The sequence below is a fragment of the Paenibacillus riograndensis SBR5 genome (genome assembly GCF_000981585.1).
Taxonomy (GTDB): domain Bacteria; phylum Bacillota; class Bacilli; order Paenibacillales; family Paenibacillaceae; genus Paenibacillus_AQ; species Paenibacillus_AQ riograndensis.
In genome coordinates this window covers 127192-154022 of sequence record NZ_LN831776.1, presented here as the reverse complement: position 1 = coordinate 154022, position 26831 = coordinate 127192, and the positions used below count along the sequence as shown (strand labels likewise).

Genomic DNA, 26831 nt, shown 5'->3' with positions numbered 1-26831 from the left:
CACATCCTATATGATCGGCGTCGATATTGGAACTACAAGCACAAAGGCTGTTCTCTTTGAGGAAAATGGCAGAATCACCGCTCAAGCAAATCAGGGCTACCCGCTGCACACCCCTTCACCTTCGGTAGCAGAGCAGGACCCGGAGCAAATCCTGAGCGCTGTATTTCATACGATTTCAACGGTAATGAAGGACAGTGCCGTACGTCCGGATTCCGTTCTTTTTCTGTCATTCAGCTCCGCCATGCACAGTGTGATTGCTGTAGACCGTACAGGCAATCCTCTGACGCCCTGCATTACCTGGGCAGATAACCGCAGCGCCGGCTGTGCCGCCCGCCTGCGGGACGAACTGGGCGGCCATGCGCTGTATCTGCGTACAGGCACGCCTATCCACCCCATGTCTCCCCTCACGAAGCTGATGTGGCTGGGCGAGGAACAGCCGGACCTGTTCCGCCAGACATTCAAATTCATTTCCATCAAAGAATATATCTTCGCCAAGCTATTTGGTGAATACGTCATAGACTATTCCATTGCCTCTTCCACAGGCATGTTCAATTTGCAGCAGCTCGGCTGGGATGAAGAAGCTTTGCATATTGCCGGCATTACTGCAGAGCGTCTCTCCAAACCTGTTCCCACCACCCGGATCATGCAGGGGCTGCTGCCAGGGATGGCTGAGCGGCTCGGACTGCTGCCGTCTACTCCTTTTATTGTAGGGGCCACCGACGGTGTACTCTCCAATCTTGGTGTCGGCGCCATTAAGCCGGGGGTCGTCGCTGCCACAATCGGCACCAGCGGAGCCATCCGCACGGTCGTGGACCGTCCGCTTACCGATCCCAAGGGACGGATCTTCTGTTATGCCCTGACCGAGAAGCACTGGGTCATCGGCGGCCCGGTGAACAATGGCGGCCTGCTCTTCCGCTGGGTCCGGGATGAGTTTGCCGCCTCCGAGGTGGAGACAGCGAAGCGCCTCGGCATTGACCCCTATGAGGTGCTGACGCGGATTGCCGAGCAGGTGCCGCCGGGCAGCAATGGCCTGCTCTTTCACCCCTACCTGACCGGAGAACGCGCGCCGCTGTGGAATCCCGATGCCCGGGGCTCCTTTTTCGGGCTGACGATGAATCACCACAAAGAGCATATGATCCGCTCCGTGCTGGAGGGAGTCATCTTCAATATGTACACCGTACTGCTGGCCATGGAGGAGCAGATTGGGCGGCCTGCCAAAATTCATGCCACCGGCGGCTTCGCCCGCTCCTCACTGTGGCGGCAGATGATGGCCGATATTTTCGACCAGGAGGTTGTCATTCCGGAGAGCTTCGAAAGCTCTTGTCTGGGCGCGGTCGTGCTGGGCCTTTACGCGACCGGACGCACAGACTCCTTTGACATTGTATTCAGCATGATCGGCTCAACCCATCAGCATCAACCGGTGAAGGAGCACGCCCGCGTCTACAAGCAGCTGCTGCCCATCTATATCTCCCTATTCCGCAGCCTGGAGAGCCAGTATCAGGCCATCGCTGAATTCCAGCGGGAGCAGGCCGGGGAATAAGAACCCGGCAAGAATCCGGCTGCTCCCGTCCTTATACAAAACGCCGACCAAACCGCAAAATTGCGGGCAGTCGGCGCTTTTTTTAAATATAAGAATTTCTATGCTTCACGCTATAAATTATCCTTCTATTTCCCGCTGAAACGGTTACCGTCCTAATAAGGACGGCGTAGCCGTTTCTACTTGTTCATATAATTTCATCTTATACTTAAGCTACAGGGCTGCTTTCTTCTGCGGCTTATGCGGTCCGGAGCCAAAGACCACCCAGGCCGGCTTCACATACCGGAAGACCACGGCTACAACGAGCCAGGAGCCTAGCAATGCTACAAGCCATCCACCGGCAATGGCAGCCGTATACGCAAGTGAACCCCCGTGAAACGGAAGTTTTCTGTATAGGAACAGCAGTGCCGGATGAAGCAGATAGATCCCAAAAGAACAGGCACCGATAGAGATCAGCATACGGCTCAGCACACGCCGGCCTGTGCCATACAGCAGGAAAGACAGCTGCAGCAGCACAATGCAGGAGAGCAGCGCATGAAGATTGGAGAAGCCCTCATACCACAGACTGTTAATCACCGTTTTCTTCGTGTAGCTGTTGAACCACAGTTCCACATGTATGATCCCGGCAGCAGCCCATAGTACCCACAGCACAATCCACCCGGGTCCTTTACCCGAAAGCCAACCCTCACGCGAAAGAATCAGCCATCGTTTCAAGGTTCCATAATAAACTGCAATGGCCGCCCCGAGCAGAAAGTAGGAGAAGTAGGTAATAGACAGACTGCCTTTGGACAGGTGCCAGTATCCATGATTCGTCATATATTTGTTCAGCAGCACGAATCCCCATTGCAGCAGCAGCCCGATCAGCGGGGCCCAGGCCGCAAGCCGCCGGACCTTTTGCAGACACCATAACATAAGCGGAAACAGCACATAGAACTGGATAATGATAATAATATAGTACAGATGCGTATACGCTGTCCCGGTAAGCAGATATTTGCCAAGCTTGTGGGCCATCTCATCCAGAGGCAGATTCCAGGTATGGCCTGCGGTCATTTTCAGGATAAAGTACATGAGCGAAAATACAACATAAGGCACAATAATATAAATCAGTCTCCGGCTATAGAACTTTCCCAGTGTTTTTCCCGTTAACGGCCGGTCGATATAATTGTAGAACAGCACAAATCCGCTCAAAAAGACGAACGACGGCACAGCAAATTGGCTGAACTTGTTGATGAACAGAAACGGATGGAACATCGAGGTGTCCAGTGTCTCCGCCAGTGTGCGTGAAGTGGCATGTATAGCAATCACCGCAAGAATCGCAATTGCCCTAAATATATCCAGCTGTGGAATTCTTTCCTTTTGTCCCATTCCATATCCTCCTGTATAACTGCACACCTAAGGTGCCTTTTTCAAAAACAATCAAATACTTGCATTACGCCCCATATGCAGAATACGCCTATCCTTTAAGTATAACGCCCGCTCGTGTTGCTGGACACTGAGAGGTTGCTTAATCTTTGACTATTTTTGTTGTCAAAACAAAGCCCCGCAGCTCCTGCGTGAGTGCACGCAACCATACTGCAGGGCAACCTTTCACATAACATCATTATCTTCGGAGTCATCCCTATCATTCCTGGCCGACGGACGCAGCTCCCTGAGCGGGTTGCCCCCGACAAAGGAACCTGCCGCCACATCCTTGTGCACTACTGATCCGGCCGCTATAACCGCCCCATCTCCGATGATTACGCCAGGAAGAATCGTCGTATTGGCACCGATCAGTACATTTTCACCGATAATGACTTCACCCAGCCGGTATTCCTTGATCAGGTATTCATGGGCCAAAATTGTGGTATTATAGCCGATCACAGAGTTTTCGCCCACCGTAATCTTTTCCGGGAAAAATACATCTACCATCGCCATGAGCCCAAACGCAGTGTGCTTGCCCACCTTCATGCCCAGGACGTTACGGTATATCCAGTTCTTAACCGGCAGAATCGGACAATAACGGGCAATCTGTATAAAGATAAAATTACGCACACCTTTCCACGGGCTGACCGTGCGGTAGATGTACCAAAGGGAGTTGTGCCCTTCCACGGGATAGCGGGTTACTCTTCTCACGGTTCCATCGTCCCCTGGTCCACGATACCGAAGATGTCCTTCATATCATGGATGATATAATCGGGCTCATATTTGCGCAATACGTCTTCACCTTTTAGCGACCAGGCTACTGCAGCTACACAGACACCAGCCGCTTTGGCGGACTGGATATCGACAGGGCTGTCTCCAACCATCAGCGTTCTCCGCGGGTCAACGCCGAGGTTGCTGACAGCCTTCAGAACCGGCTCTGCGTGAGGCTTTGGCTGAACTACATCGTTTACCGTCACAATGGTCTCCATGTACTTCAGCAGATCGAACATCTCCAGCGCCTTGATTGTGGTCGGACGAATCTTCGTCGTCACAATCCCCAGCTTGATGCCGCGGCCCGCAAGCTCCTCCATTATCTCATTCACATGGGGAAAAGAGCCAATCAGCTCATCGTGGTGAGCATAATTATAGGAACGGTAAGACAGCTCCAGCGCGCTGGTATCTTCCAGGCCGGAAAAAGCACTCAACTGCTGATGCAGCGTAGTCCCCATATAGGGAATAATCTGCTCCCGGGTCAGCGGGGGCAGATTATTCTCCTTCAGTGTGTGCATGAACGAGTTGATAATCAGCTCGTTAGTATTTACAATCGTTCCGTCCAGATCAAACAGTATACATTCTATCATTAATCAGCTACTCCTTCGGTAATTCATCCGGCGTTTTCTCCGGCTCCGGTTGTCTAACCTGTGGAGCACTCTGCGGCGTATGGGCGGCACTTTCTGGAACTACAGCATCCGCTGCGGCAGCCTTGGTGCTGACAATAGGATCGGAGTAATGGTCCTTAGGCTGACCTGTTACCCGCCGGACAATGATTAGTATTATAGCCGCTAAGATAGTCAGCAGCGCTAAAAGCTGCGAGCTGCGGATATTTCCATAAGCCGGATCAAGATATCCCTGTTCGAAACCAAGCCACTTCATTGGCGACCATAATCCGTTCAGGAAGGAGGCCAGTCCGCTGTTCCCCTTGAAAGCCAGGCTGTCTGTACGCAGTGCTTCGATAAAGAAGCGTCCGATGGAATACCAAATGAAATAAGACAGGAAAATCTCGCCTGCACGCACAAACTTTTGCCGGCGCAGCACCATCAGCAGTAAAATGCCCAGCAGGCTCCAGAGTGATTCATACAGGAAAGTCGGATGATGGAAGGCATCTCCTATGTACATCTGGTTCACTATAAAGTCAGGAAGATGCAGCTTGTCGCGCAGGAAAGATTCCTCCACAACGCCACCATAGGCTTCCTGGTTCACGAAATTCCCCCAGCGTCCGATCATCTGGCCCGCAAGCAGTCCGGGTGCGCAAATATCTGCAATGCGCCAGAACGCATACCCTTTGTAGCGGAAATAAATAATACCGCAAATTATAGCTCCGATCAGAGCACCATAGATTGCGATTCCGCCGTTCCAGATCTTGAAGACATCAATAAGGTTGTCCTTGTAATCCTCCCATTTGAAAGCCACAAAATAAATCCGCGCACCAATGATCGCAGACGGCACACCGAGCAGCAGCATATCCATGAAAAATTCCTGCGGAATGTTGAAACGCTTGCCTTCTTGGATCGCCAAAAACAACCCGGCCAATGCGCCGACACCCAGTATCAAACCATACCAGTGAACCGGCAGTGAACCGATGGAGAAGACAATCGGATCAATCGCTAACGAAAAAAACATGCTCTCACACTCCTAGTCCAAATCATCCATGTCTTCAGATATGGTGGCAGTAAGCTTATTGGTGAACTGCAACGCCGCATTGAAGCCCATCTGCTTCAAACGATAGTTCATTGCCGCCACTTCGATAATAACTGCAAGGTTACGTCCTGGGCGTACGGGAATCGTAACAAGCGGCACATCTGTATCGATAATCCGTGTCGTTTCCTCATCCAGTCCGAGCCGGTCATATTGCTTGTCCTGCTGCCAGGCTTCCAGTCTGACTACCAGCGTAATGCGTTTATGATTGCGGATCGCCCCTGCGCCAAACAATGTCATTACATTGATTATACCGACACCGCGGATTTCCAGCAGGTGGCGGATAAGCTCCGGAGCCGTCCCGTGCAGCTGGTTATCCGAGGTTTGGCGGATTTCTACCGCGTCATCGGCAATCAGACGGTGCCCCCGTTTTACAAGCTCAAGCGCTGTCTCACTTTTACCGATGCCGCTACTGCCTGTAATCAGCATACCCACACCGTATACATCACAGAGAACGCCATGAATCGTGGCTGTAGGCGCCAGACGGCCTTCCAAAAAGCTGGTTAGCCTGCTGGAAAATATCGTAGTCGCCATAGAGCTGCGCAGCACCGGCAATCCTTTTTCGTTGCTTATATCAATAAGCTCCTGCGGTACATCAAGTGCTCTTGTAATCACGATACAAGGTGTATTATCATTACAGATCCCGCGAATCCGGCTTTTACGTTCTTCGTCCGGCAGCATGGAGAAAAAAGCCAGCTCGGTCTTGCCCAGCAGTTGAACACGTTCTTCAGGGTAATATTCAAAATAACCAGCCATTTCCAGACCGGGACGATTCAAATCATCCACTGTAATCGGTCTCTTCAAACCCTCATGTCCGGAAACAACCTCTAACTGAAAATTCTGCACCAATTCAGATACTTTTACCTTCTTAGCCATGTGTGTCCGTCCTTTCGTCACCAGCGGCGGTAACCGCTCGCCCGCATTTGGTTAATAACAGTTCCTATCCCAGCCGCAGGTAATTCTCCTGCTATCTTAATGGATAACGCCTATGAATGCAATCATAATAGCCTTGTTCCTTCTGTCGGACTCAGCAAAAAAGCAGGGCTCTCAAGAGCCGTGGTATGCAAAAAATAAACAGCCCCACATTGTGGGGCCATGGCTTTCCGTCCAAAATCATGCGCTGTATAGAAAGCCCCCAAAATATAGCTGCTTCTGTTTATTAAAAAAGCCGCCTTCTCAGGCGGCTTTCTTCAAACGGTTACGCTATCTTATCCGAGCAGAACGTTAAGTTCGGATTCCTTGTCGAAGATGTGGATTTTGTTCATGTCGATCGCCAATTTTGGCTTGCTGCCTTCACGGGTAGTGGAACGTCCATCTACACGGGCGATTACAGTGCCGGCACCAAGGCCGCTCAAGTACAAGAGCATTTCATGACCCAGGTTTTCAGTAACATCAACCAGAGAAGTGAAGATCGTGTTCGGAGAAGCTTCCAGGAATACTGGTTCTTCGTGAATATCTTCCGGACGAACACCCATGATTACTTCTTTGCCGATATAGCCTTTGTTGCGCAGCAGTGTAGCTTTGCCGCCTGGTACTTCAACATCAAGGTTCTCTGCACGGAAGCGTACGGCGCCGCCAACATCAGATAGTGTACCATTGATAAAGTTCATTGTAGGGGAACCGATAAATCCGGCTACGAACAGGTTTGTTGGCTCATTGTACAACTCTTCAGGAGAAGCAGCTTGTTGAATGATACCATCATACATAACTACGATACGGTCACCCATTGTCATAGCTTCTGTCTGGTCATGTGTTACATAGATACAAGTGGTTTCAAGACGTTTAACCAGCTTAGTGATTTCAGCACGCATCTGACCACGAAGTTTAGCATCCAAGTTGGAGAGAGGTTCATCCATCAGGAAGACTTGCGGATCACGTACGATCGCGCGGCCCAGAGCGACACGTTGGCGTTGACCACCGGACAATGCTTTTGGTTTACGGTCAAGCAAATGTTCGATATCGAGGATTTTCGCAGCTTCGCGAACTTTTTTGTCGATTTCTTCTTTTTTCACTTTACGCAGTTTCAAACCGAATGCCATGTTCTGATACACACTCATGTGCGGATACAAGGCGTAGGATTGGAATACCATCGCGATATCGCGGTCTTTAGGAGCTACATCATTGACTACACGGTCGCCAATGTACATCTTACCTTCGGAGATTTCTTCCAGACCGGCAATCATACGCAGGGTTGTGGATTTACCGCAACCGGATGGTCCGACCAATACCAGAAATTCCTTATCTTTAATATCAAGATTGATATCGATTACTGTTGCTTTATCGGAACCCGGGTATTTTTTGAAAATATGCTCTAAACGAACGCCTGCCATTGTATTTCCCCCTCGAGTCAATTATTGGATTAAAAAATAAATCGCTTTCTTGTATATTTATCTTACTCCAGACATGCCGCGCTGGCTATTTGTAACGTTCACAAAAAACCTATTTTCTTTTCGTCACTTTATACAATAACATGGCTAACTTCACAATAGCCGCATCTCCAAAGCTCCGGACATCCGCTCCGGTCTCCTGTTTGATCTTGTCCAGCCTGTACAGCAGGGTATTCCGGTGGATATAGAGCTTTTTGGCTGTTTCACTGACATTGCAGTCCATCTCAAAAAAAGTCTCCAAAGTAAGCAGCATTTCCTTGTCCGCGAGCACAGGGGAATAGTCCCCGATCTGACCAAGCAGTTGCCTGCGGCGCTCATCGGGAATGCTGTTAACCAGCCGCTCCATATGAAGCTCCCATGGCAGGTGAATGTAGTCCCCAACCTGAAAAATCCGGCCCAATATAATGGTTTCGCGCAACAAGGCTACCGCTCCGGTTAACCCTTTCACTGGAATAATGGCAGGTGCTACCGCCAGATGGAAAACCCCAACCCACTCGCTGGCAATCAGCTCATGCAGTCCCATACAGGTCTGCGCCAGCAGGTCATCAGCACTCTCTTCCTCGTCTTCCTTATCATCCCCGCCGGTGAGCAGTTCCTTACGGGCTAAAATTAACCATTCCTTCTCCTGCAGGGGGATAAGCAGAATTTCATTCTCGAAATAACTGCGCAGCAGCTTCATCAGAGAACGGTAGGTGACCTGCGGATTATGAACATTTTCGCTGACCAGCAGGAAAGGGATCATCTCTCCAACCAGCCGTCCCTTCAAAGTCATTTCGTCAGGGATTTCCGCCTCATTCTTTTCCTGCTCCAATTGGGCATTCAACCACCCGCTGAGCTGGCGGGCCTCAATTTCCCCTTCTTCCTTCAGGCCCGTTGCCTTAAGAGCGATTGCGAAATTTCTTGCCGCATAGTTAACCAGCTGCACCTCCATTGGAGTCAGCCCATCCAGCTCCAGCCAAATTGCTGTTACCCGTCCATCATTCTCATACAAAGGCACCCATAAACGTCCCTCATGCACCACAGGCTGATCCTGATCTTCCGCACCCATACCAAAAAGGGAAGCCGAATGCTGCCTCCCAAGCTGTTTGATTCCGGTTCTCTTTCCGGTGAGCTGCTCCAATTTTTGACGCAAAACCTCACTATCCATCGTCACCATACTCCACCACTTTTGCTCTTTTCGCCTATTTTATCACATTTTTCAACAAGATGCGCCTTAGACACTATTAGGGTTAGCGCAGCTTGGCTGGCAAACTTCACTCGGATGAACATATAATTTCTATAAAAGAACAAAATCACCCTGGCGGGTGAATAACCTTCTAGCCAACGGTCATTTGTCCGCTGGCTCTTCTTTTCTCACCAAGGTTCCATTACAAACCGGACAGAAGAACTCCGGGGATGCTCCAGCTTCAAGTTCATACGAACACTCTGCCACTATAAATTCAGGGACAGGATCTACCATCCCACATTCTACGCAGACATAATCAATCCATACCTCAGGTTCTTCCTCCCATGGCTCCCACAAATCCCATTCGCTCGGGTTATCCTGTTCGTTCTTTTGTCCTCGTACTTTTCCCACCTTTTCTCATCCCCCATTTCTTTTGGTTTGCGTATTCTCGCTCCTCGTCATAATAATAAATTCGCCCATATTCTGCATGCCAAATCACCACAAGCAACATCCGGTGCTTGCAGCATGGACAGCGCATCGGGTCTCGCCCGTAGCTTTCCAACATCCGCTGGCGGTAACTTTTTTTCTTTCGTTCTTCCGCAGGAAACGTCATTTCGATTTGTTTATGTACCATGAACCGCCACAGATTAATCACCTTCTGCGACTCTTTGTTTTTTCCTCTGCTATATAGACCATAGCGGCCCACCATCCGGAAATGCTTCGGGGGGATGTGCTGGACCAAATCATAGATAAATTTCATTACTGGCGACACGACGTCCACCCGTTTCCCTGTTCGGTGATCCTTGTACCAGTAGTGTACCTTGTGGTAGTCATAGCTGACTACACGGTACTCTGCAATCGCCGGGCGCGCTAAGTAACGCCCTATATATTTCGCGGCTCCCCGGGCATCTTTCATCCGCTGCTCCGCATTTACGTAGAACCCCTGCGGATAACGCTGGTATAGCTCATTCACCAGTCCCTTTATCCATTCTTCCTTCGGATACCATTTCATCATTAAATCCAGAAGTAGCTTCTGCCACGCTTTCCGCAAGTACTCATAGGAGATATACTCTACCTTTTTCCACTCCTTGTTCTGCTCTAGCGCACCTTCTGTGATTAATGTATGGATATGTGGGTTGAATTTTAAATCTCTTCCAAACGTATGAATCACTGTAATGACACCGACTTCATATTTCTTGCTCTTGTTTTTCCGCCGGTAATAATATTGAATGACCTTGGCCACTTGCTTACTCAGTTCATTTAACTTGTGTCGGTCTTGAAAAAATACCTTGCGCAATTCTTGCGGCACCGTAAATACCATGTGACGATGAGGTACATTTAGGATTCGCTCTTGCTGCTTTTCCGCCCATTCATCCGTATATTTCTTCCCACATCCATGACAAAAGCGGCTTTTACAGGTAAAGCAAATAAACACGGGCTCCGGTGCTCCCTTCGTGCATCCCTTGCACTCATATCTGGCATAGCCCATATCCCGTGTGCCACAGCGTATCGCTTTATTCACGGTTTCCGTGATGCTGCTATGAAGTCCTTTGGGCAAGTGATGTCCGTGCATTTCCATGAATCCATGAAAGTGATCTTTTAGAATCTGCCGGATGATTCCTCGTTTCTTCCACGTCTCCTGGTTCTTCACGTTCATCCCTCCTACCTTTTTCATCGGAGTTATCCACATTTTTTTGCATTGCATAATTTCAGAGTAAAGGGCTGGTGCAACCCAGCCCCTCCTCATCAAACCGTACGTGAGGTTTTCCCTCATACGGCTTTCCGATGTTCGTCATTCATGGGCATGCAGATTACAATAGCGTTTTTAGTCCATATTGGATGGTCAAATATTTAACTTCTGACCTGGACCTCATCCATCTCCCGCGTTGTCTCTTCTTCGCGTACCACCGGGTTAATCTTTGCAAAATATACCAATCCAGTTTCGCTAATCTCTTTTGGCTGTAGTTCGTGTAGTAATAATTTCTCCATCCTTGAATCTTTGGATTGAGCCATTCCACCTGTTCCGCCAACGTTCTTGAGCGCATGCTCGGAGGGGCTAATCTTTCTTTGACCACGCCTCGGATGCGCTCCTCTGCCTTTTTCGTTAGCCATTGCTGTGTGGTGTAATATACCTTCCCTTGGGAAGTTTCTGCTTTCGTTTTTCGATGGTGCATTCCTAAAAAGTCGAATCCTTCGTCTCCTGTCCACAGGCCTACAATGCGGGTTTTGGTCGGATGTAGAGTTAACTCCAGACGTTCCATGATTCTGCTTATGAGCTCATAGGCATGTTCGGCGTCCTTTTTCGTTTTACAGACTACGACGAAATCGTCTGCATACCTGGTCAGTTCCCCCAATCCACTTCCGTGTTTCTCCCATAGCCGGTCAAAGTAGTTCAAGTAGATATTCGCCAACAGCGGTGAGATGACGCCACCTTGTGGTGTCCCTAAATCGGAACGCCTCACGTTTCCTTCTTCCATAACTCCCGCCTGAAGCCATTTCCGTATTAACTTCAAGATTCTCCTGTCATTGATACGCATCTGTACCAGTTTCATGAGCTTCTCTTGATTAATGTTGTCGAAGTAACCTTGGATATCGACGTCGACTACCCAATTTCCTTTGCGGTTGCAGGCTTTCCGGATTCGTTCCAGCGCTCCTTTCGCACTTCGCTTCGGGCGAAATCCGAAGGATACTTCTTCGAAGTCTGCTTCGAAGATGGGCTCAATCACGAGTTTGGTTGCCATCTGTATGACTCGGTCGCGCACGGTGGGTATGCCCAGCGGCCTTGGCTTCCCGTCTTTCTTTGGGATATAGTGCCGCCGCACAGGCTGCGGATGGTAGCTGCCTTCTTTCAATTCTCGCTCACAGGTCTTAAGGAAGTTCGTTTCTCCTCGTTCCTCGATGTCTGCGAGCGTCACGGCATCTACTCCTGCTGCTCCCTTATTCGCTTTCACCCGTTTCCAGGCTTCACACAGCACATCCGGGCGGTAGACCTTGTCATACAGCGCATGAAATTTACGCTTCTTGTTCTCCTTGGCCGCATGACCTAGCTTTTCTTGGAGTTCTTGAACTTTTTCCTTTGGTGTCGTTAGCCCTTTGGCATTCACTCACTCGTACCTCCTCCAAAAGCATAAACAAAGCAGGGCTCCTTCCCTCCCTAAGGTTATGTTGTCCTTAGGTTCTTCGGTATTATGAGCCCCTCGGACTCCCTTCCCACAGACGGTTCATTTCATCTTTTGGACTTATAGAGCGTCTCTTTACGGGTTTCTAAAAAAAAAATTCCTCCCGTGTGGGGGAGGGTCTCCCCAGTTCACTGCGTCTTCTTTCCTTCCATGCCGATCCCCATACGCCGGAGGATTCTTCACTGCCGTTCCAAGTTCTCTGCAGCTTCCGTGGTCTTCACCCGTATAGGCGAGGCTCGACTTCCTCTCTCCCCCCTTGCGGGGCCTTTGTGACGACGCGGCAGGATTCACTTCATGTTACGGCCTAGCAGGTTGCTCGCCCTGTCTCTGACCGGACTTTTGTCGATGCGCTTCTACGCACAGATTTCGCCGTACGCAGGCATCCCAGCTACACGGGGGCTTGGCCCCTCCCGTGACCGGACTTTCACCGGCTAGAAGATACGTGCTTTCTGGGCACGCCCTAAACAACAAAAAAGCCATCACCGAATGGTGATGACTTTCGATTGGAATGAGCCATGAAGGACTCGAACCTTCGACACCCTGATTAAAAGTCAGGTGCTCTACCAACTGAGCTAATGGCTCATAAAAATGGTGGAGGCTGATGGATTCGAACCACCGAACACGTACGTGAGCAGATTTACAGTCTGATGCGTTTGGCCACTTCGCTAAGCCTCCGTAATATGGTGGCGCGGGACGGAATCGAACCGCCGACACAAGGATTTTCAGTCCTTTGCTCTACCGACTGAGCTACCGAGCCATAAAACAAACCATTAAAAACAAAAATGGCGGAACCGACGGGATTCGAACCCGCGATCTCCTGCGTGACAGGCAGGCATGTTAGGCCAACTACACCACGGTTCCGCATTTGTAATAAAATGGTGCCGGCGAGAGGACTTGAACCCCCAACCTACTGATTACAAGTCAGTTGCTCTACCAGTTGAGCTACACCGGCACGGTGTAAAGGTAAAATTAAAACATAAAGATGGTGGAGGCTGAGGGGTTCGAACCCCCGACCCTCTGCTTGTAAGGCAGATGCTCTCCCAGCTGAGCTAAGCCTCCAGGTATGTATGGTAGCGGCAGAGGGGATCGAACCCCCGACCTCACGGGTATGAACCGTACGCTCTAGCCAGCTGAGCTACGCCGCCACAATAACATAATTAATGGATTTAAGATGGCGGAGAGAGAGGGATTCGAACCCTCGCACCGCTTACGCAGTCTAACCCCTTAGCAGAGGGTCCCCTTATAGCCACTTGGGTATCTCTCCAATTGATATAGCCATGTAAATCCATACAGGAATTTGATTCCTGAAAACTGAATCCGAAACGAAATCTGCATTTTAGTTTTTTTGGATAAGCCCTCGACCGATTAGTATTGGTCAGCTCAACACGTTGCCGTGCTTCCACCTCCAACCTATCTACCTCGTCGTCTTCAAGGGGTCTTACATACTGGGAAATCTCATCTTGAGGGGGGCTTCACGCTTAGATGCTTTCAGCGCTTATCCCGTCCGTACGTAGCTACCCAGCCATGCTCCTGGCGGAACAACTGGTGCACCAGCGGTACGTCCATCCCGGTCCTCTCGTACTAAGGACAGCTCCTCTCAAATTTCCTACGCCCACGACAGATAGGGACCGAACTGTCTCACGACGTTCTGAACCCAGCTCGCGTACCGCTTTAATGGGCGAACAGCCCAACCCTTGGGACCTACTTCAGCCCCAGGATGCGATGAGCCGACATCGAGGTGCCAAACCTCCCCGTCGATGTGGACTCTTGGGGGAGATAAGCCTGTTATCCCCAGGGTAGCTTTTATCCGTTGAGCGATGGCCCTTCCATGCGGTACCACCGGATCACTAAGTCCGACTTTCGTCCCTGCTCGACTTGTAGGTCTCGCAGTCAAGCTCCCTTCTGCCTTTGCACTCTTCGAATGATTTCCAACCATTCTGAGGGAACCTTTGAACGCCTCCGTTACTCTTTAGGAGGCGACCGCCCCAGTCAAACTGCCCGCCTGACACGGTCCCCGTACCCGTTTAGGGTACCAGGTTAGAACCTAGATACGATCAGGGTGGTATCCCAACGGCGCCTCCACCGAAGCTTGCGCTCCGGCTTCTACGGCTCCCACCTATCCTGTACAGATCGTACCCAAATTCAATATCAAGCTGCAGTAAAGCTCCATGGGGTCTTTCCGTCTTGTCGCGGGTAACCTGCATCTTCACAGGTATTAAAATTTCACCGGATCTCTCGTTGAGACAGCGCCCAAGTCGTTACGCCATTCGTGCGGGTCAGAATTTACCTGACAAGGAATTTCGCTACCTTAGGACCGTTATAGTTACGGCCGCCGTTTACTGGGGCTTCGGTTCACAGCTTCGGAGTTGCCTCCTAACCGCTCCCCTTAACCTTCCAGCACCGGGCAGGCGTCAGCCCGTATACTTCGCCTTGCGGCTTCGCACAGACCTGTGTTTTTGCTAAACAGTCGCTTGGGCCTTTTCACTGCGGCCCCCTCGGGCTATTCACCCTACCGAGGCACCCCTTCTCCCGAAGTTACGGGGTCATTTTGCCGAGTTCCTTAACGAGAGTTCTTCCGCGCGCCTTAGAATTCTCTTCTCGCCTACCTGTGTCGGTTTGCGGTACGGGCACCTTCTCCTGGCTAGAGGCTTTTCTTGGCAGTGTGAGATCATGACCTTCGCTACTGTAATTTTCGCTCCCCATCACAGCCCAGCCTTACGGTGTGCGGATTTGCCTACACACCAGCCTCACTGCTTGGACGGACATCCATCAGTCCGCGTCACTACCCTCCTGCGTCACCCCATCGCTCGTAGCGGATTACGGTGGTACAGTAATTTCAAACTGTTGTCCTTCGACTACGCCTGTCGGCCTCGCCTTAGGTCCCGACTTACCCTGAGCGGACGAGCCTTCCTCAGGAAACCTTGGGCTTTCGGCGGATCAGATTCTCACTGATCTTTTCGTTACTCATACCGGCATTCTCACTTGTATGCAGTCCAGCGCTCCTTCCGGTCAACCTTCAATCTACATACAACGCTCCCCTACCCCTGATGCAAAGCATCAAGCCATAGCTTCGGTGGTGTGTTTAGCCCCGTTACATTTTCGGCGCAGAGTCACTCGACCAGTGAGCTATTACGCACTCTTTCAATGGTGGCTGCTTCTAAGCCAACATCCTGGTTGTCTGTGCAACTCCACATCCTTTCCCACTTAACACACACTTGGGGACCTTAGCTGATGGTCTGGGCTGTTTCCCTTTTGACAATGGATCTTAGCACTCACTGTCTGACTCCCGGCAAGAAGTCCATGGCATTCGGAGTTTGACTGAGCTTGGTAACCCTTGCGGGCCCCGCACCCAATCAGTGCTCTACCTCCACGACTCCATTCACCGAGGCTAGCCCTAAAGCTATTTCGGGGAGAACCAGCTATCTCCGAGTTCGATTGGAATTTCTCCGCTACCCCCACCTCATCCCCGCACTTTTCAACGTACGTGGGTTCGGGCCTCCAGTGCGTGTTACCGCACCTTCACCCTGGACAGGGGTAGATCACACGGTTTCGGGTCTACGTCCACATACTCAGTCGCCCTATTCAGACTCGCTTTCGCTGCGGCTCCGGCTTCTCACCTTAACCTTGCATGTTAAACGTAACTCGCCGGTTCATTCTACAAAAGGCACGCCATCACCCCTAAAATGGGCTCTGACTTCTTGTAAGCACACGGTTTCAGGTTCTCTTTCACTCCCCTTCCGGGGTGCTTTTCACCTTTCCCTCACGGTACTGTTTCACTATCGGTCGCCAGGTAGTATTTAGCCTTAGCAGATGGTCCTGCCGGATTCATACGGGGTTTCACGTGCCCCGCACTACTCGGGATCCGTCTCGGAGAGAAAGCTATTTGAGCTACAGGGCTTTTACCTCTATCGCGGGCCTTTCCAGACCTCTTCGCCTATACCTTTCCTTTGTAACTCCATGTGAGACGTCCCACAACCCCAAGGAGCAAGCTCCTTGGTTTAGGCTGTTCCGCGTTCGCTCGCCGCTACTGACGGAATCACTATTGTTTTCTCTTCCTCAGGGTACTTAGATGTTTCAGTTCCCCTGGTCTGCCTCTTCACACCCTATGAATTCAGGTGTGAGTGACTGCGAATTACCACAGCCGGGTTTCCCCATTCGGACACCCCCGGATCAAAGCTTGCTTACAGCTCCCCGAGGCAGTTTCGTTGTTCGCCACGTCCTTCGTCGGCTCCTGGCGCCTAGGCATCCTCCGTGTGCTCTTATTAGCTTAACCATCGCGTAGATAGTTTCGCTTGTTCGCTCCGCTTGAGTTCCGATCCTGTTCACTGCTTACGCAATTTACAAGGGGATCTCCACTCAAAAGTCGCTGCACAATCGAAAATCTTCGCTTCCAGCATACTAATAACTATTTCAACTTGTTCACACAAGTTTCAGCTAAAAGATGTTCTAAAACGCATTTTCGTTTCGATATCCAGTTTTCAAGGATCAAGTTCTTGCATATACTTTTTTGAAACAAGTTTGGTGGAGCCAAGCGGGATCGAACCGCTGACCTCCTGCTTGCAAGGCAGGCGCTCTCCCAGCTGAGCTATGGCCCCATACATTCACCCCAAAAAATGAGGTGCAGCTTCGAGGTTGATTCCGAGTACTTTCCGGGGACCCCTACTTACTTATGTTGTTATATGGTGGGCCTTGGTGGACTCGAACCACCGACCTCACCCTTATCAGAGGTGCGCTCTAACCAACTGAGCTAAAAGCCCATATAACATAGATAACATAAGGAAATCAATCAAGGGATTGATTGTCCGCTTGGCGGCGTCCTACTCTCCCAGGACCCTTCGGTCCAAGTACCATCGGCGCTGGAGGGCTTAACGGTCGTGTTCGGGATGGGTACGTGTGGAACCCCTCCGCTATCGCCACCAAACGTATACGAAAGAGACTTGCTCTTTCAAAACTGAACACGAGTGAGTGTTTGAACCCGAGGGTTCTAATGGAAGCTTACACTTCCGATTTGAATGTTCTCATTGCAGAGAACGATTCTCCATAGAAAGGAGGTGATCCAGCCGCACCTTCCGATACGGCTACCTTGTTACGACTTCACCCCAATCATCTACCCCACCTTCGGCGGCTGGCCCCCTTGCGGGTTACCCCACCGACTTCGGGTGTTGTAAACTCTCGTGGTGTGACGGGCGGTGTGTACAAGACCCGGGAACGTATTCACCGCGGCATGCTGATCCGCGATTACTAGCAATTCCGACTTCATGCAGGCGAGTTGCAGCCTGCAATCCGAACTGAGACCGGCTTTGCTGGGATTGGCTCCACCTCGCGGCTTCGCTTCCCGTTGTACCGGCCATTGTAGTACGTGTGTAGCCCAGGTCATAAGGGGCATGATGATTTGACGTCATCCCCACCTTCCTCCGGTTTGTCACCGGCAGTCACTCTAGAGTGCCCAGCCTTACCTGCTGGCAACTAAAGTCAAGGGTTGCGCTCGTTGCGGGACTTAACCCAACATCTCACGACACGAGCTGACGACAACCATGCACCACCTGTCTCAACTTTCCCCGAAGGGCACCTAATGCATCTCTGCTTCGTTAGTTGGATGTCAAGACCTGGTAAGGTTCTTCGCGTTGCTTCGAATTAAACCACATACTCCACTGCTTGTGCGGGTCCCCGTCAATTCCTTTGAGTTTCAGTCTTGCGACCGTACTCCCCAGGCGGAGTGCTTACTGTGTTAACTTCGGCACCAAGGGTATCGAAACCCCTAACACCTAGCACTCATCGTTTACGGCGTGGACTACCAGGGTATCTAATCCTGTTTGCTCCCCACGCTTTCGCGCCTCAGCGTCAGTTACAGCCCAGAAAGTCGCCTTCGCCACTGGTGTTCCTCCACATCTCTACGCATTTCACCGCTACACGTGGAATTCCACTTTCCTCTTCTGTACTCAAGCTGCCCAGTTTCCAGTGCGACCCCAGGTTGAGCCCAAGGTTTAAACACCAGACTTAAGCAGCCGCCTGCGCGCGCTTTACGCCCAATAATTCCGGACAACGCTTGCCCCCTACGTATTACCGCGGCTGCTGGCACGTAGTTAGCCGGGGCTTTCTTCTCAGGTACCGTCACTCCGGTAGCAGTTACTCTACCGGACGTTCTTCCCTGGCAACAGAGCTTTACGATCCGAAAACCTTCATCACTCACGCGGCGTTGCTCCGTCAGGCTTTCGCCCATTGCGGAAGATTCCCTACTGCTGCCTCCCGTAGGAGTCTGGGCCGTGTCTCAGTCCCAGTGTGGCCGTTCACCCTCTCAGGTCGGCTACGCATCGTCGCCTTGGTAGGCCGTTACCCCACCAACTAGCTAATGCGCCGCAGGCCCATCCTCTAGCAGCAGATTGCTCCGCCTTTCATCCTTATCCCAGGTGGGTTAAGGAATTATCCGGTATTAGCTACCGTTTCCGGTAGTTATCCCAGTCTAGAGGGTAGGTTGCCTACGTGTTACTCACCCGTCCGCCGCTAAGCTTATCCCGAAGGATAAACTCCGCTCGACTTGCATGTATTAGGCACGCCGCCAGCGTTCGTCCTGAGCCAGGATCAAACTCTCCAATTGGTATTGAAAAGAGCGATAGCTCATTTTGAAACATCTGACGAGAATTTGCATTCTCATTTTTGGATCTCACTTGCGTGAAATCCCACTCACTCGTTGTTCAGTTTTCAAAGATCAATGCCTTTCTCACTTCATCGTTGCTTGTCAGCAGCGACCTTTATAATATATCACAGCGCCTTCTTTTTAGTCAAGCGTTTTTTTAATTTAATTTTTCGCTTGGCTTATCGGCAAGCTATCATAGGATATCCTGTCCAAAGGGCCGAGACTTAATGTATCACAGATTCAGAACCCGCGTCAACCTTTAAAACAAAGTTAATTTCAAACCCATAAGCATCAGCACTCCCGGAAGACCAAGAACCGTTACAGCACCTATAGTGGCAGGGTTCAGGGGAATATATATATCCGTTAGCAAGCCCGAAAAATTCACTATATAAATGCCCAGCGCAGCCAGAAGGAGATGTGTACCGAAGAGGCTGAGCCAAGCCCAGCCCAATTTTTTTTTGAAAACAATAAGCAGTAATAAAAGTCCGGATAGAACCAGCACTGCCAGTGCGGCCATTCTTAACATGACAATCCTCCTTTTTTTCCACCAACGTTACTTAGAGCTGAGCGCGGTTAAGCCCCAGGCTTTTGGCATGCTTCAGATGGATCTGATATTTTCGCTCAGCGGCTTCCAGAATATAAATGGCATAGTCGATCTGATCCTGTCCCTTCGCCTCATCAAACATCAGATACGCCCTCTCCCACTCGGAGTGTGCCTGTTGAACTTCGAGGAACACGTTCCAATGATCATCGTCTATTCTTTTTTGTTCCCCGTCGGCCTGCCTCCTAATACTCCACCATCCCATTCCAGACTCCTCCTTATATGAACAAGTTCTGGGCATAATACTCAATCCTCACCCTCGTATATTCTCATTCATATCGAAACAGGGACAAACTTAGAACCAGTATGGCGGCAAAATAAGCGGGAATTTTCTGCACAGAATGTTCTCTGCCTTAAAAAAACATGAAATTCAGGAACAAAAACGGCTGTGCGGTCCTCCACGGGACAGCGCAGCCGTCTTGGTTCTAGCGTTACCTGGAGAACGACTCCCCATGAATCCTACGGCAACTCTTTAAGTGGAAAAAGGGACACTAATTTGCCGGAGTACCCTATCCTCGGGCAGATGAAGTGGAAAAAGGGACACTAATTCAGCCCATTTCGCCATTGGACCAGAAATGTGGCCCAATTAGATTTACTTTTTCCACTTCAATCTCAGAATTTCTTAATTTCCGGAAAAATAAGTTCCCTTTTTCCAACTAGCACCTGCGAAGAAGCCGGTAAAGACGGATCGCCCTATTCCTTCGCGTTCGATCCACAGCCGTTACGGACAGGAAAGCCGTTATGGAGAGAAGATTCGGCTATTCCGCAAGACTAACGGACTGAGATGCCTTTATTTCTCCCTTTCCCCTTGATTCCAGGCTCAATTGAACGTTATAACGTCTCCTCGGTCCGTAACCGCTGAAAAAACAAGATTTTTGGCAAAATAAGATCCCCTCTGTCCGCTGCAGTCCGCGGATGGAGCCCTATCCTCCTGCATCGCTTATATTCCTGTTAGGCTTCCAAGATATCCACATTTTTTTACACTGTATTACAGTTAAAGGGGGAAGTCAGTTTCCCCAAAACATATAAATTCTTATCATTCAAAAAAAAGGAGCCCCAAGGGGCTCCTTTGATGAAATGATATTGCGCCTGAACTGCTTAGAACAGCTCACGGCGGCCTTCGAGGGCCTTGGACAAGGTTACCTCATCCGCATACTCCAAATCGCCGCCTACAGGCAGTCCATGGGCTATCCTGGTGATTTTGATCTCGAAAGGCCGGACCAGGCGGGAGATATACATCGCTGTGGCTTCACCCTCAATATTGGGATTGGTGGCCATAATAAGCTCCTTCACTCTCTCATCACTCAGACGGGTCAGCAGCTCCTTCAAGCGGATATCATCCGGACCTATGCCTTCCATTGGTGAGATTGCCCCTTGCAGCACATGGTAATAGCCGTCGAATTCCTTGGTCCGTTCAATAGCCACCAGATCCTTGGAGTCCTGGACTACACAGATTACGGAGGCATCGCGGGTTTTGTCCTGACAGATCCGGCAGGGATCGGTATCCGTAATATTGCAGCAGACCGAGCAGTAATGAAGATTGCGTTTGACGCTGACCAGCGCCTTGGCAAAATCAATAACCTCGTCTTCCTTCATATTCAGCACATGAAAAGCAAGCCGGGTGGCTGACTTCGGACCAATTCCGGGCAAACGCGTAAAAGCTTCAATCAGCTTGGCTAGCGGTTCTGGATAATACAAATTAATGGTTCTCCTTTGGACTGGATGAAGTAAGGTCTAGAACAAGCCAGGGATCTTCATTCCTCCGGTAAATTTACCCATATCATTATTCGCCAGCTCTTCCGCTTGGGTGAGAGCATCATTTACCGCAGTAATCACTAGATCCTGCAGCATTTCGATATCATCGGGATCTACAGCCTCAGGCTTGATCTGGATCGAGAGCAGCTTTTTGTGGCCGTTGACTTGGACTGTTACCACACCGCCGCCGGATGATCCTTCAATGGTCTTGCTGCCCAGTTCCTCTTGGGCTTTGAGCATTTGCTCCTGCATTTTTTTGACCTGCTTCATCATTTGGTTCATATTGTTCATACATCGTCTCTCCTTTGGAATGCGCACTTGGCGCTGATAGGCTTAACTATTCTTTTATGACAACAAGGTCTTCCCCAAAGAGCTGGATCGCCTCGTCAATCCATGGTTCAGTCCGGGTATCCCCCGTTTCGTGTTCATGCTCCAATTGAAGTTCCTCTGTACTGGTCTGCGCAGCAGTTTTCGTTGCAGCCTCGTTCCAGTCGCGGAGCATCATCGTCACAAGCCGGTAAGGTTTGCCCAGACGGGCCGCAAATACGTTCTCAATTACCTGTCTGTTCGCAGGTTTCTCAGTGGTATCACGGTGAATTGTATTCTTAAAGGCAACCAGCACAGCGTCTTCCATAACAGCCACAGGCTCTCCGTCGACAAACCAGGCGTGAACCGTGACCTTCTCTTCCTTCACACCCTGCAGGACAACACTCCACTTTTTATACACTTCCGCAAAATCGGGGCTGTCCTTGCCCGCAATAAACTTATCCAGCTGCGGCGGCAGCTTGGAAGGAGAGGATACCCGCGGCGCAGGCGCCTGGGCAGGCTGTCTGCCTTGATTGCCCTGCTCTCCGCGTCCTCCACCGGACATGGCGCCGGACTGCATAGCCTGCTCCAGCTTCTTCTCCAAGGCAGCAATCTGCCGTTTGAGATGTTCCAGTTCACCGGAGTCCACAGCTGCAGCATTGCCGCCAACTACATGGGAAGAAGCCGCTTGCGGAGTAGTCCCGTGCGGGGAACCCTCTTGCTGCTGCAGGCTGCAGAGCTTCATCAGCGCTACTTCAAACAAGGTTTGCGGATGCGTAGCGTACTTCATCTCCCCCAGATAACGGGTCAGCGTCTCTACGATCAGAAACAGCCGGTCCCGGGTAAATGCCGCCGCCATATCACGGAAGTCCGCCGGATTCAGTACACGGTCCGTTAGTTGATCGGCTCCCGGCACCATCTTGATCATCAGTAAATCGCGGAAATAATACAGCAGGTTCTCCAGACATTTATCAGCACTCTTGCCTTCGTGCATAAGCTGCTCGACCAGCTCCAGAAGCAGTCCCATATCCCCTTCCAGAATGGCCGTAGCCAGGCGTGCAAATTGTTCGGAGGGAATCCCTCCGGTCATGCCCAGCACTTGTTGATAGGTGACTTGGCCATCTGTAAAGGAAGAAATCTGGTCCAGTATACTGAGCGCATCGCGCATCCCGCCATCGGAAAGGCGGGCAATATACTGCAGCGCATCTGAGTCCGCCGAAATCCCTTCCTTCTGGCAGATCGCTGTTAAGTGAGCTGTCTGCTCTTCCAGTGACACCCGGCGAAAATCAAAACGCTGGCAGCGGGAAATAATCGTTGCCGGCAATTTATGCGGTTCTGTGGTCGCCAGAATAAACATCACATGCGGAGGCGGCTCCTCCAGCGTCTTCAGCAGCGCATTAAAAGCTTCTGTAGTCAGCATATGCACTTCATCAATAATATACACTTTACGGCGAACTTCGGTAGGCGCATATTTCACCTTGTCCCGGAGATCACGTATCTCTTCAACGCCCCGGTTCGACGCTGCGTCAATTTCCTGCACATCCATGACATTCCCCGCGGTGATCCGCAGACAGGATGGGCATTCATTGCATGGCTCAGCGCCTTCACTGCGCTCGCAATTGACAGCTTTGGCGAGCACTTTGGCGGCACTTGTCTTGCCTGTACCCCGCGGTCCGCTGAACAGATAGGCATGCGAAACCCGCTGTTCACGAATTGCATTCTGCAGCGTCTGAATAATGTGCTGTTGTCCTACCATGTCATGAAACGACTGCGGCCGCCAGGCACGATACAGCGCGATATGTTCCACTATGCATTACCCTCTCTTAAGCTGCCGCTTTCGGCAATTTGTCGCTAATTTATTATACTATATACACCAGACTTTGACCAAAAACAAAAAAGCATCTCCGCCTGTGGCAAAGATACTGTTATGGATAATATGTAAAACCGCGCACCTGTTATTGATGGCTGCGATCCAAGCGGCAACCCTACAACACTGCTCGGGCTAGGCCACCCTCCGGCACAAGAGTAAACTTACTTATGGCTGCTTCCTTCCGGACCTGACCAGGTTCATAAGCACTCATTGCGGAGGACCCAACCGTCAACACAGCCCGTAGGAACCAAGGCCTCACATCGACAGCACCTCTAACAGGAATTCAACCTCGCTACAGCGGATTGCGAGTTACAGGGCACCGCTACCTCCCCGTCTAGCACGGCGAAGATAAGTATAGCCTACGTGCGGGCAAAAATCAACTCCAGATAAAGGATAAGCCCCCGGCATAATATCCGGGGGCCGGTATGATCCATAACTGCTAAAGTGCAACTGGTTTAGATACCATATTTTTTCTTAAATTTATCAACACGGCCACCGGCATCCATGAACTTCTGCTTGCCCGTGAAGAACGGGTGGCAGCTGGAGCAAATTTCGACACGCAGCTCTGCCTTTACAGAACCGGTCTCGAAGGTATTGCCACACGCACAGGTTACCTTGGTTACATTGTACTTGGGTTGAATTGCTGATTGCATATAAACCTCACCTCTCGTGCCCTAAGCCTCATGCGGGCCTAGAGTTATTAAAATATCTAAGCGGTATTTTAGCACGAAAGGATAGACTCTGCAATATGTCTGTATCCCGCTTATTTATGCTAGATTTTCACCCGCCGCTGCTTGGCCCGGGCCAAATCTGCAGGCGGCACATGGGTATACGAACCTATGACAACATCCGGAAGCTCTTCACGGAAAATCTCCAGCATCGTCTTCATTCCCAGAATCTCTCCTTGAGCCGGGGGTATTAATTCCAGGTAGCTCTCCGGGTCAATATTGAGGTTGCGCATTTGTATCAGCTTCAGGTCTGTACGTCTAACGAATTCCACCATCGCCTCAATCTCTTCTTCGCGGTCCGTGACCCCCGGAAAGATCAGGTAATTGATTGATGTATACACACCCTGTGAAGCTGCGTATTTCAGAGACTTCTCGACATTAGCTAACGTATAGCCACGCGGTTTGTAATAAGCATTATAGTGGTCATCCAGCGCGCTGATTGTACTGACACGCATTAAATCCAGTCCGGCATCAACGATGCCGCGAATATGATCGCTTAGGCCGGCATTCGTATTAATGTTGATGTAGCCCATATCTGTAATGGACCGGACTTCACGAATCGCCTCGATAATAAGCTTTGCTTGAGTAGACGGTTCACCTTCACAGCCCTGGCCGAAGCTGATTATGGACTGGGGCGTTTTCAGATGCTCCAGCATTACCTCTGAAATCTCATTCACCGTAGGGCGAAAGTTCATTCGTGTCTGCGGCGATACAAAGCCGCTGTCGTCCGGCTGTTCGGAAATACAGCCGAAGCATCCGGCATTGCAGGAATAGGAAACAGGAACCGCTCCTTCCCACCGCCCCAAAAAGGTGTTGGAGGAGGTCAGACATTCGTAGCCAAGTGCACAATTGGAAAGGTGGCCGTAAAGACGGTTCCCCGGGTACTTGGCAGTTAAACTGCCCACTCCAGCTTCAACATCCTCCCGATCACAATTAAGCGGATTCCACTGCTCGGGATCATCCGTAAGATCCGCAGCCACGTAAAAGCCGCCATCTTTCCACACTACTGCGGAATAGCCGAAAAGTGGAAGCTTATACGACTTGTCTGTCTTGACGTAGCCGGGAAGACACAGACGGGTAAAGCCTTGCGGCAGCAATGCTCCCACCGCCTGCGATCCTTCCGGCAACGGCAGCATTTCACCTGTCTTAGGGTTCATGCCCACTGCGCGCGTATTAGGCAACCCTACCAGGGTGGCCCCTTCAGGCAGCGGTATTAACTCTTCCTCCAGCATCTCAACAATCATATCCCCGCTGCGGGCCAAACCGTACAGCTCGGAATGATCATATACGTTTCCTTGTTCGTCGGCATATACCAAATACATGTTAGTCTCCTCTTATTCTCGTTCTCAGGTGGTGGGCACTGAAGGCGTCTTCGGCCGGGATGTCCGGCGTGCGGACGAGCCGCTGTTCGAGGTTCCGCCATTGCTTGCCGTTCCGCTTGGAGACGAAGATTCCTTATTCCCCGCAACATCAAAGGAGGCCAGGAATTCGGCATTCGTCTTGCTGTCACGCAGCTTTTTCAGGAAGCCTTCCACAAAATCGTAGGACTCGTTCATATTTTTGCGAATTGCCCAGATGGTGTCCAGCTCTTCCTTGCTCAGCAGCACCTCTTCGCGGCGCGTGCCGGAACGGCGGATATCAATGGCCGGGAAGATGCGGCGTTCTGCCAGCTTGCGGTCCAAATGAAGCTCCATGTTCCCTGTACCTTTAAATTCTTCATAAATAATATCATCCATCCGTGAACCGGTATCAATAAGCGCCGTTGCGAGTATGGTGAGGCTTCCGCCTTCCTCCACATTCCGCGCAGACCCAAAAAACCGTTTGGGGCGATGGAATGCCGCCGGATCAATACCGCCGCTCAGTGTGCGCCCGGATGGAGGCACAACCAAGTTGTAGGCACGCGCGAGCCGGGTAATACTATCCAGCAAAATGACAACATCCTTCTTATGCTCTACTAAACGCAAAGCCCGCTGCAGTACAAGCTCGGCTACCTTGATATGGTTCTCTGGAAGCTCATCAAAGGTAGATGCCACAACTTCGCCCTTCACAGAACGCTGCATATCCGTTACTTCCTCGGGACGTTCATCAATCAGCAATACGAACAGAGCAATTTCAGGATTGTTAGTGGAAATGCTGTTGGCAATTTCTTTTAGGAGGAGCGTTTTCCCTGCTTTGGGAGGTGCTACAATCAAACCGCGCTGCCCCAGACCAACAGGAGCAAGCAAATCCATAATTCGGGTAGACAATTGTGTAGGGGATGTTTCAAGCGGCAGCTTATCTTGCGGATAAAGAGGTGTCAGCGCCGGAAAATGCAAACGCTCTGCTGCACTGGCAGGATTCTCGCCGTTGACGGCGTTGACTTGAAGCAATCCGAAGTAGCGTTCATTCTCTTTGGGAGTGCGGCATTTGCCGGATACGAGATCGCCGCTTCTAAGATCGAACTTGCGAATCTGGGAAGCCGATATATAAATATCTTCCGCGCTGGGCAAGTAGTTAATCGGCCTTAGAAAACCATAGCCCTCAGGCAAAATTTCGAGCACACCTTCCATAAACATGAGCCCGCTCTGTTCCGCCTGAGCCCGGAGGATGGCAAAAATCAGCTCCCGTTTTTTTAGCGTCCCGTAGTATGGAATCTGGTATTTTTTCGCCAGCTTATACAAATCGGTCAGCTTCATTTCTTCCAAATCGGAAATTTGAAGATCCATGTAATAACCACCTATTCAATTTTTATAATAATAAGTTCTTCTAGCAAGATAGACGGGAAAATAGAAGTCTATTAAATTGCTTATTAGG

Annotated in this window: 18 protein-coding genes, 10 tRNA genes, 3 rRNA genes and 1 other RNA gene; 1 reads left to right on the top strand and 31 read right to left on the bottom strand. The window is 50.6% G+C overall.

Going from position 1 to position 26831, the window contains the following annotated elements; genetic code table 11:
- The first annotated feature begins 10 nt into the window (after nt 1-10).
- Nucleotides 11-1540, top strand: a complete 1530-nt coding sequence (gene gntK / locus PRIO_RS00750) for a gluconokinase (protein WP_039784999.1) — start codon at nt 11-13, stop codon at nt 1538-1540.
- Nucleotides 1541-1750: 210 nt separating this feature from the next.
- Here the strand turns inward: gntK and PRIO_RS00745 are convergent, their stop codons facing one another.
- The 31 genes from PRIO_RS00745 to rho all read right to left on the bottom strand — a co-directional run bounded on the left by PRIO_RS00745 (nt 1751) and on the right by rho (nt 26743).
- A complete protein-coding gene (locus tag PRIO_RS00745; RefSeq protein WP_020425534.1) occupies nt 1751-2902 on the bottom strand; it encodes an acyltransferase in 1152 nt (383 codons plus the stop codon).
- A 222-nt stretch (nt 2903-3124) separates the two neighbouring features.
- Nucleotides 3125-3649, bottom strand: coding sequence for an acyltransferase (locus tag PRIO_RS00740; RefSeq protein WP_020425533.1), 525 nt, complete (start codon nt 3647-3649; stop codon nt 3125-3127).
- A complete protein-coding gene (gene ppaX, locus PRIO_RS00735; RefSeq protein ID WP_020425532.1) occupies nt 3646-4299 on the bottom strand; it encodes a pyrophosphatase PpaX in 654 nt (217 codons plus the stop codon). The genes PRIO_RS00740 and ppaX overlap by 4 nt, the downstream gene beginning before the upstream one ends.
- Nucleotides 4300-4306: 7 nt before the next feature.
- Complete coding sequence (lgt, locus tag PRIO_RS00730) at nt 4307-5338, bottom strand: prolipoprotein diacylglyceryl transferase (RefSeq protein WP_020425531.1); 1032 nt, start codon at nt 5336-5338, stop codon at nt 4307-4309.
- A gap of 12 nt (nt 5339-5350) precedes the next feature.
- Nucleotides 5351-6289: an HPr(Ser) kinase/phosphatase gene (gene hprK, locus PRIO_RS00725; protein ID WP_020425530.1), complete on the bottom strand. Its 939-nt coding sequence runs from the start codon at nt 6287-6289 to the stop codon at nt 5351-5353.
- A 332-nt stretch (nt 6290-6621) separates the two neighbouring features.
- Nucleotides 6622-7743, bottom strand: coding sequence for an ABC transporter ATP-binding protein (locus PRIO_RS00720; protein ID WP_025709140.1), 1122 nt, complete (start codon nt 7741-7743; stop codon nt 6622-6624).
- A gap of 109 nt (nt 7744-7852) precedes the next feature.
- Entirely contained in the window at nt 7853-8947 is a 1095-nt protein-coding gene (locus tag PRIO_RS00715) for a PucR family transcriptional regulator (RefSeq protein ID WP_020426165.1), read from the bottom strand.
- Between the two features lie 391 nt (nt 8948-9338).
- A complete protein-coding gene (locus tag PRIO_RS00710; RefSeq protein ID WP_082118058.1) occupies nt 9339-10739 on the bottom strand; it encodes an IS91 family transposase in 1401 nt (466 codons plus the stop codon).
- A 37-nt stretch (nt 10740-10776) separates the two neighbouring features.
- Nucleotides 10777-12069 (bottom strand): group II intron reverse transcriptase/maturase, encoded by a 1293-nt coding sequence (gene ltrA / locus PRIO_RS00705; protein WP_020425999.1) that lies wholly within the window; start codon nt 12067-12069, stop codon nt 10777-10779.
- A gap of 584 nt (nt 12070-12653) precedes the next feature.
- A tRNA-Lys gene (locus PRIO_RS00700) sits at nt 12654-12726 on the bottom strand.
- A gap of 7 nt (nt 12727-12733) precedes the next feature.
- Nucleotides 12734-12819 (bottom strand) — tRNA-Tyr (locus PRIO_RS00695).
- 6 nt (nt 12820-12825) lie between these two features.
- A tRNA-Phe gene (locus PRIO_RS00690) sits at nt 12826-12901 on the bottom strand.
- Between the two features lie 26 nt (nt 12902-12927).
- Nucleotides 12928-13005, bottom strand: a tRNA-Asp gene (locus PRIO_RS00685).
- 15 nt (nt 13006-13020) lie between these two features.
- Nucleotides 13021-13096 (bottom strand) — tRNA-Thr (locus tag PRIO_RS00680).
- 31 nt (nt 13097-13127) lie between these two features.
- A tRNA-Val gene (locus tag PRIO_RS00675) sits at nt 13128-13203 on the bottom strand.
- Nucleotides 13204-13212: 9 nt separating this feature from the next.
- Nucleotides 13213-13289, bottom strand: a tRNA-Met gene (locus PRIO_RS00670).
- Between the two features lie 27 nt (nt 13290-13316).
- A tRNA-Ser gene (locus tag PRIO_RS00665) sits at nt 13317-13408 on the bottom strand.
- A gap of 81 nt (nt 13409-13489) precedes the next feature.
- Nucleotides 13490-16417: ribosomal RNA gene (locus tag PRIO_RS00660) — 23S ribosomal RNA — on the bottom strand.
- Nucleotides 16418-16663: 246 nt separating this feature from the next.
- A tRNA-Ala gene (locus PRIO_RS00655) sits at nt 16664-16739 on the bottom strand.
- Nucleotides 16740-16824: 85 nt separating this feature from the next.
- Nucleotides 16825-16901 (bottom strand) — tRNA-Ile (locus PRIO_RS00650).
- 47 nt (nt 16902-16948) lie between these two features.
- Nucleotides 16949-17065 (bottom strand): 5S ribosomal RNA (gene rrf / locus PRIO_RS00645).
- Nucleotides 17066-17188: 123 nt separating this feature from the next.
- A 16S ribosomal RNA gene (locus PRIO_RS00640) occupies nt 17189-18739 on the bottom strand.
- The 16S, 23S and 5S rRNA genes sit together here with 10 tRNA genes alongside, the layout of an rRNA operon.
- A gap of 298 nt (nt 18740-19037) precedes the next feature.
- Complete coding sequence (locus PRIO_RS00635) at nt 19038-19304, bottom strand: pro-sigmaK processing inhibitor BofA family protein (RefSeq protein WP_020426332.1); 267 nt, start codon at nt 19302-19304, stop codon at nt 19038-19040.
- A 31-nt stretch (nt 19305-19335) separates the two neighbouring features.
- Entirely contained in the window at nt 19336-19584 is a 249-nt protein-coding gene (locus PRIO_RS00630; protein WP_020426333.1) for a hypothetical protein, read from the bottom strand.
- An 893-nt stretch (nt 19585-20477) separates the two neighbouring features.
- The gene (recR, locus tag PRIO_RS00625; RefSeq protein WP_020426416.1) at nt 20478-21077 is read right to left on the bottom strand and encodes a recombination mediator RecR; all 600 of its coding nucleotides are present in this window, start codon (nt 21075-21077) and stop codon (nt 20478-20480) included.
- A 36-nt stretch (nt 21078-21113) separates the two neighbouring features.
- Nucleotides 21114-21425 carry a YbaB/EbfC family nucleoid-associated protein gene (locus tag PRIO_RS00620; RefSeq protein WP_020426415.1) on the bottom strand — a complete coding sequence of 104 codons (312 nt, stop codon included), beginning with the start codon at nt 21423-21425 and terminating at the stop codon, nt 21114-21116.
- Nucleotides 21426-21471: 46 nt separating this feature from the next.
- The gene (gene dnaX, locus PRIO_RS00615) at nt 21472-23247 is read right to left on the bottom strand and encodes a DNA polymerase III subunit gamma/tau (RefSeq protein WP_020426414.1); all 1776 of its coding nucleotides are present in this window, start codon (nt 23245-23247) and stop codon (nt 21472-21474) included.
- 137 nt (nt 23248-23384) lie between these two features.
- An RNA gene (gene ffs / locus PRIO_RS34300) (signal recognition particle sRNA large type) lies at nt 23385-23653 on the bottom strand.
- A gap of 112 nt (nt 23654-23765) precedes the next feature.
- Complete coding sequence (rpmE, locus tag PRIO_RS00610; protein ID WP_020426413.1) at nt 23766-23963, bottom strand: 50S ribosomal protein L31; 198 nt, start codon at nt 23961-23963, stop codon at nt 23766-23768.
- 119 nt (nt 23964-24082) lie between these two features.
- Nucleotides 24083-25360 carry a radical SAM family protein gene (locus PRIO_RS00605; RefSeq protein WP_020426412.1) on the bottom strand — a complete coding sequence of 426 codons (1278 nt, stop codon included), beginning with the start codon at nt 25358-25360 and terminating at the stop codon, nt 24083-24085.
- Between the two features lie 24 nt (nt 25361-25384).
- Complete coding sequence (gene rho / locus PRIO_RS00600; RefSeq protein WP_046500839.1) at nt 25385-26743, bottom strand: transcription termination factor Rho; 1359 nt, start codon at nt 26741-26743, stop codon at nt 25385-25387.
- Nucleotides 26744-26831: the final 88 nt, after the last annotated feature.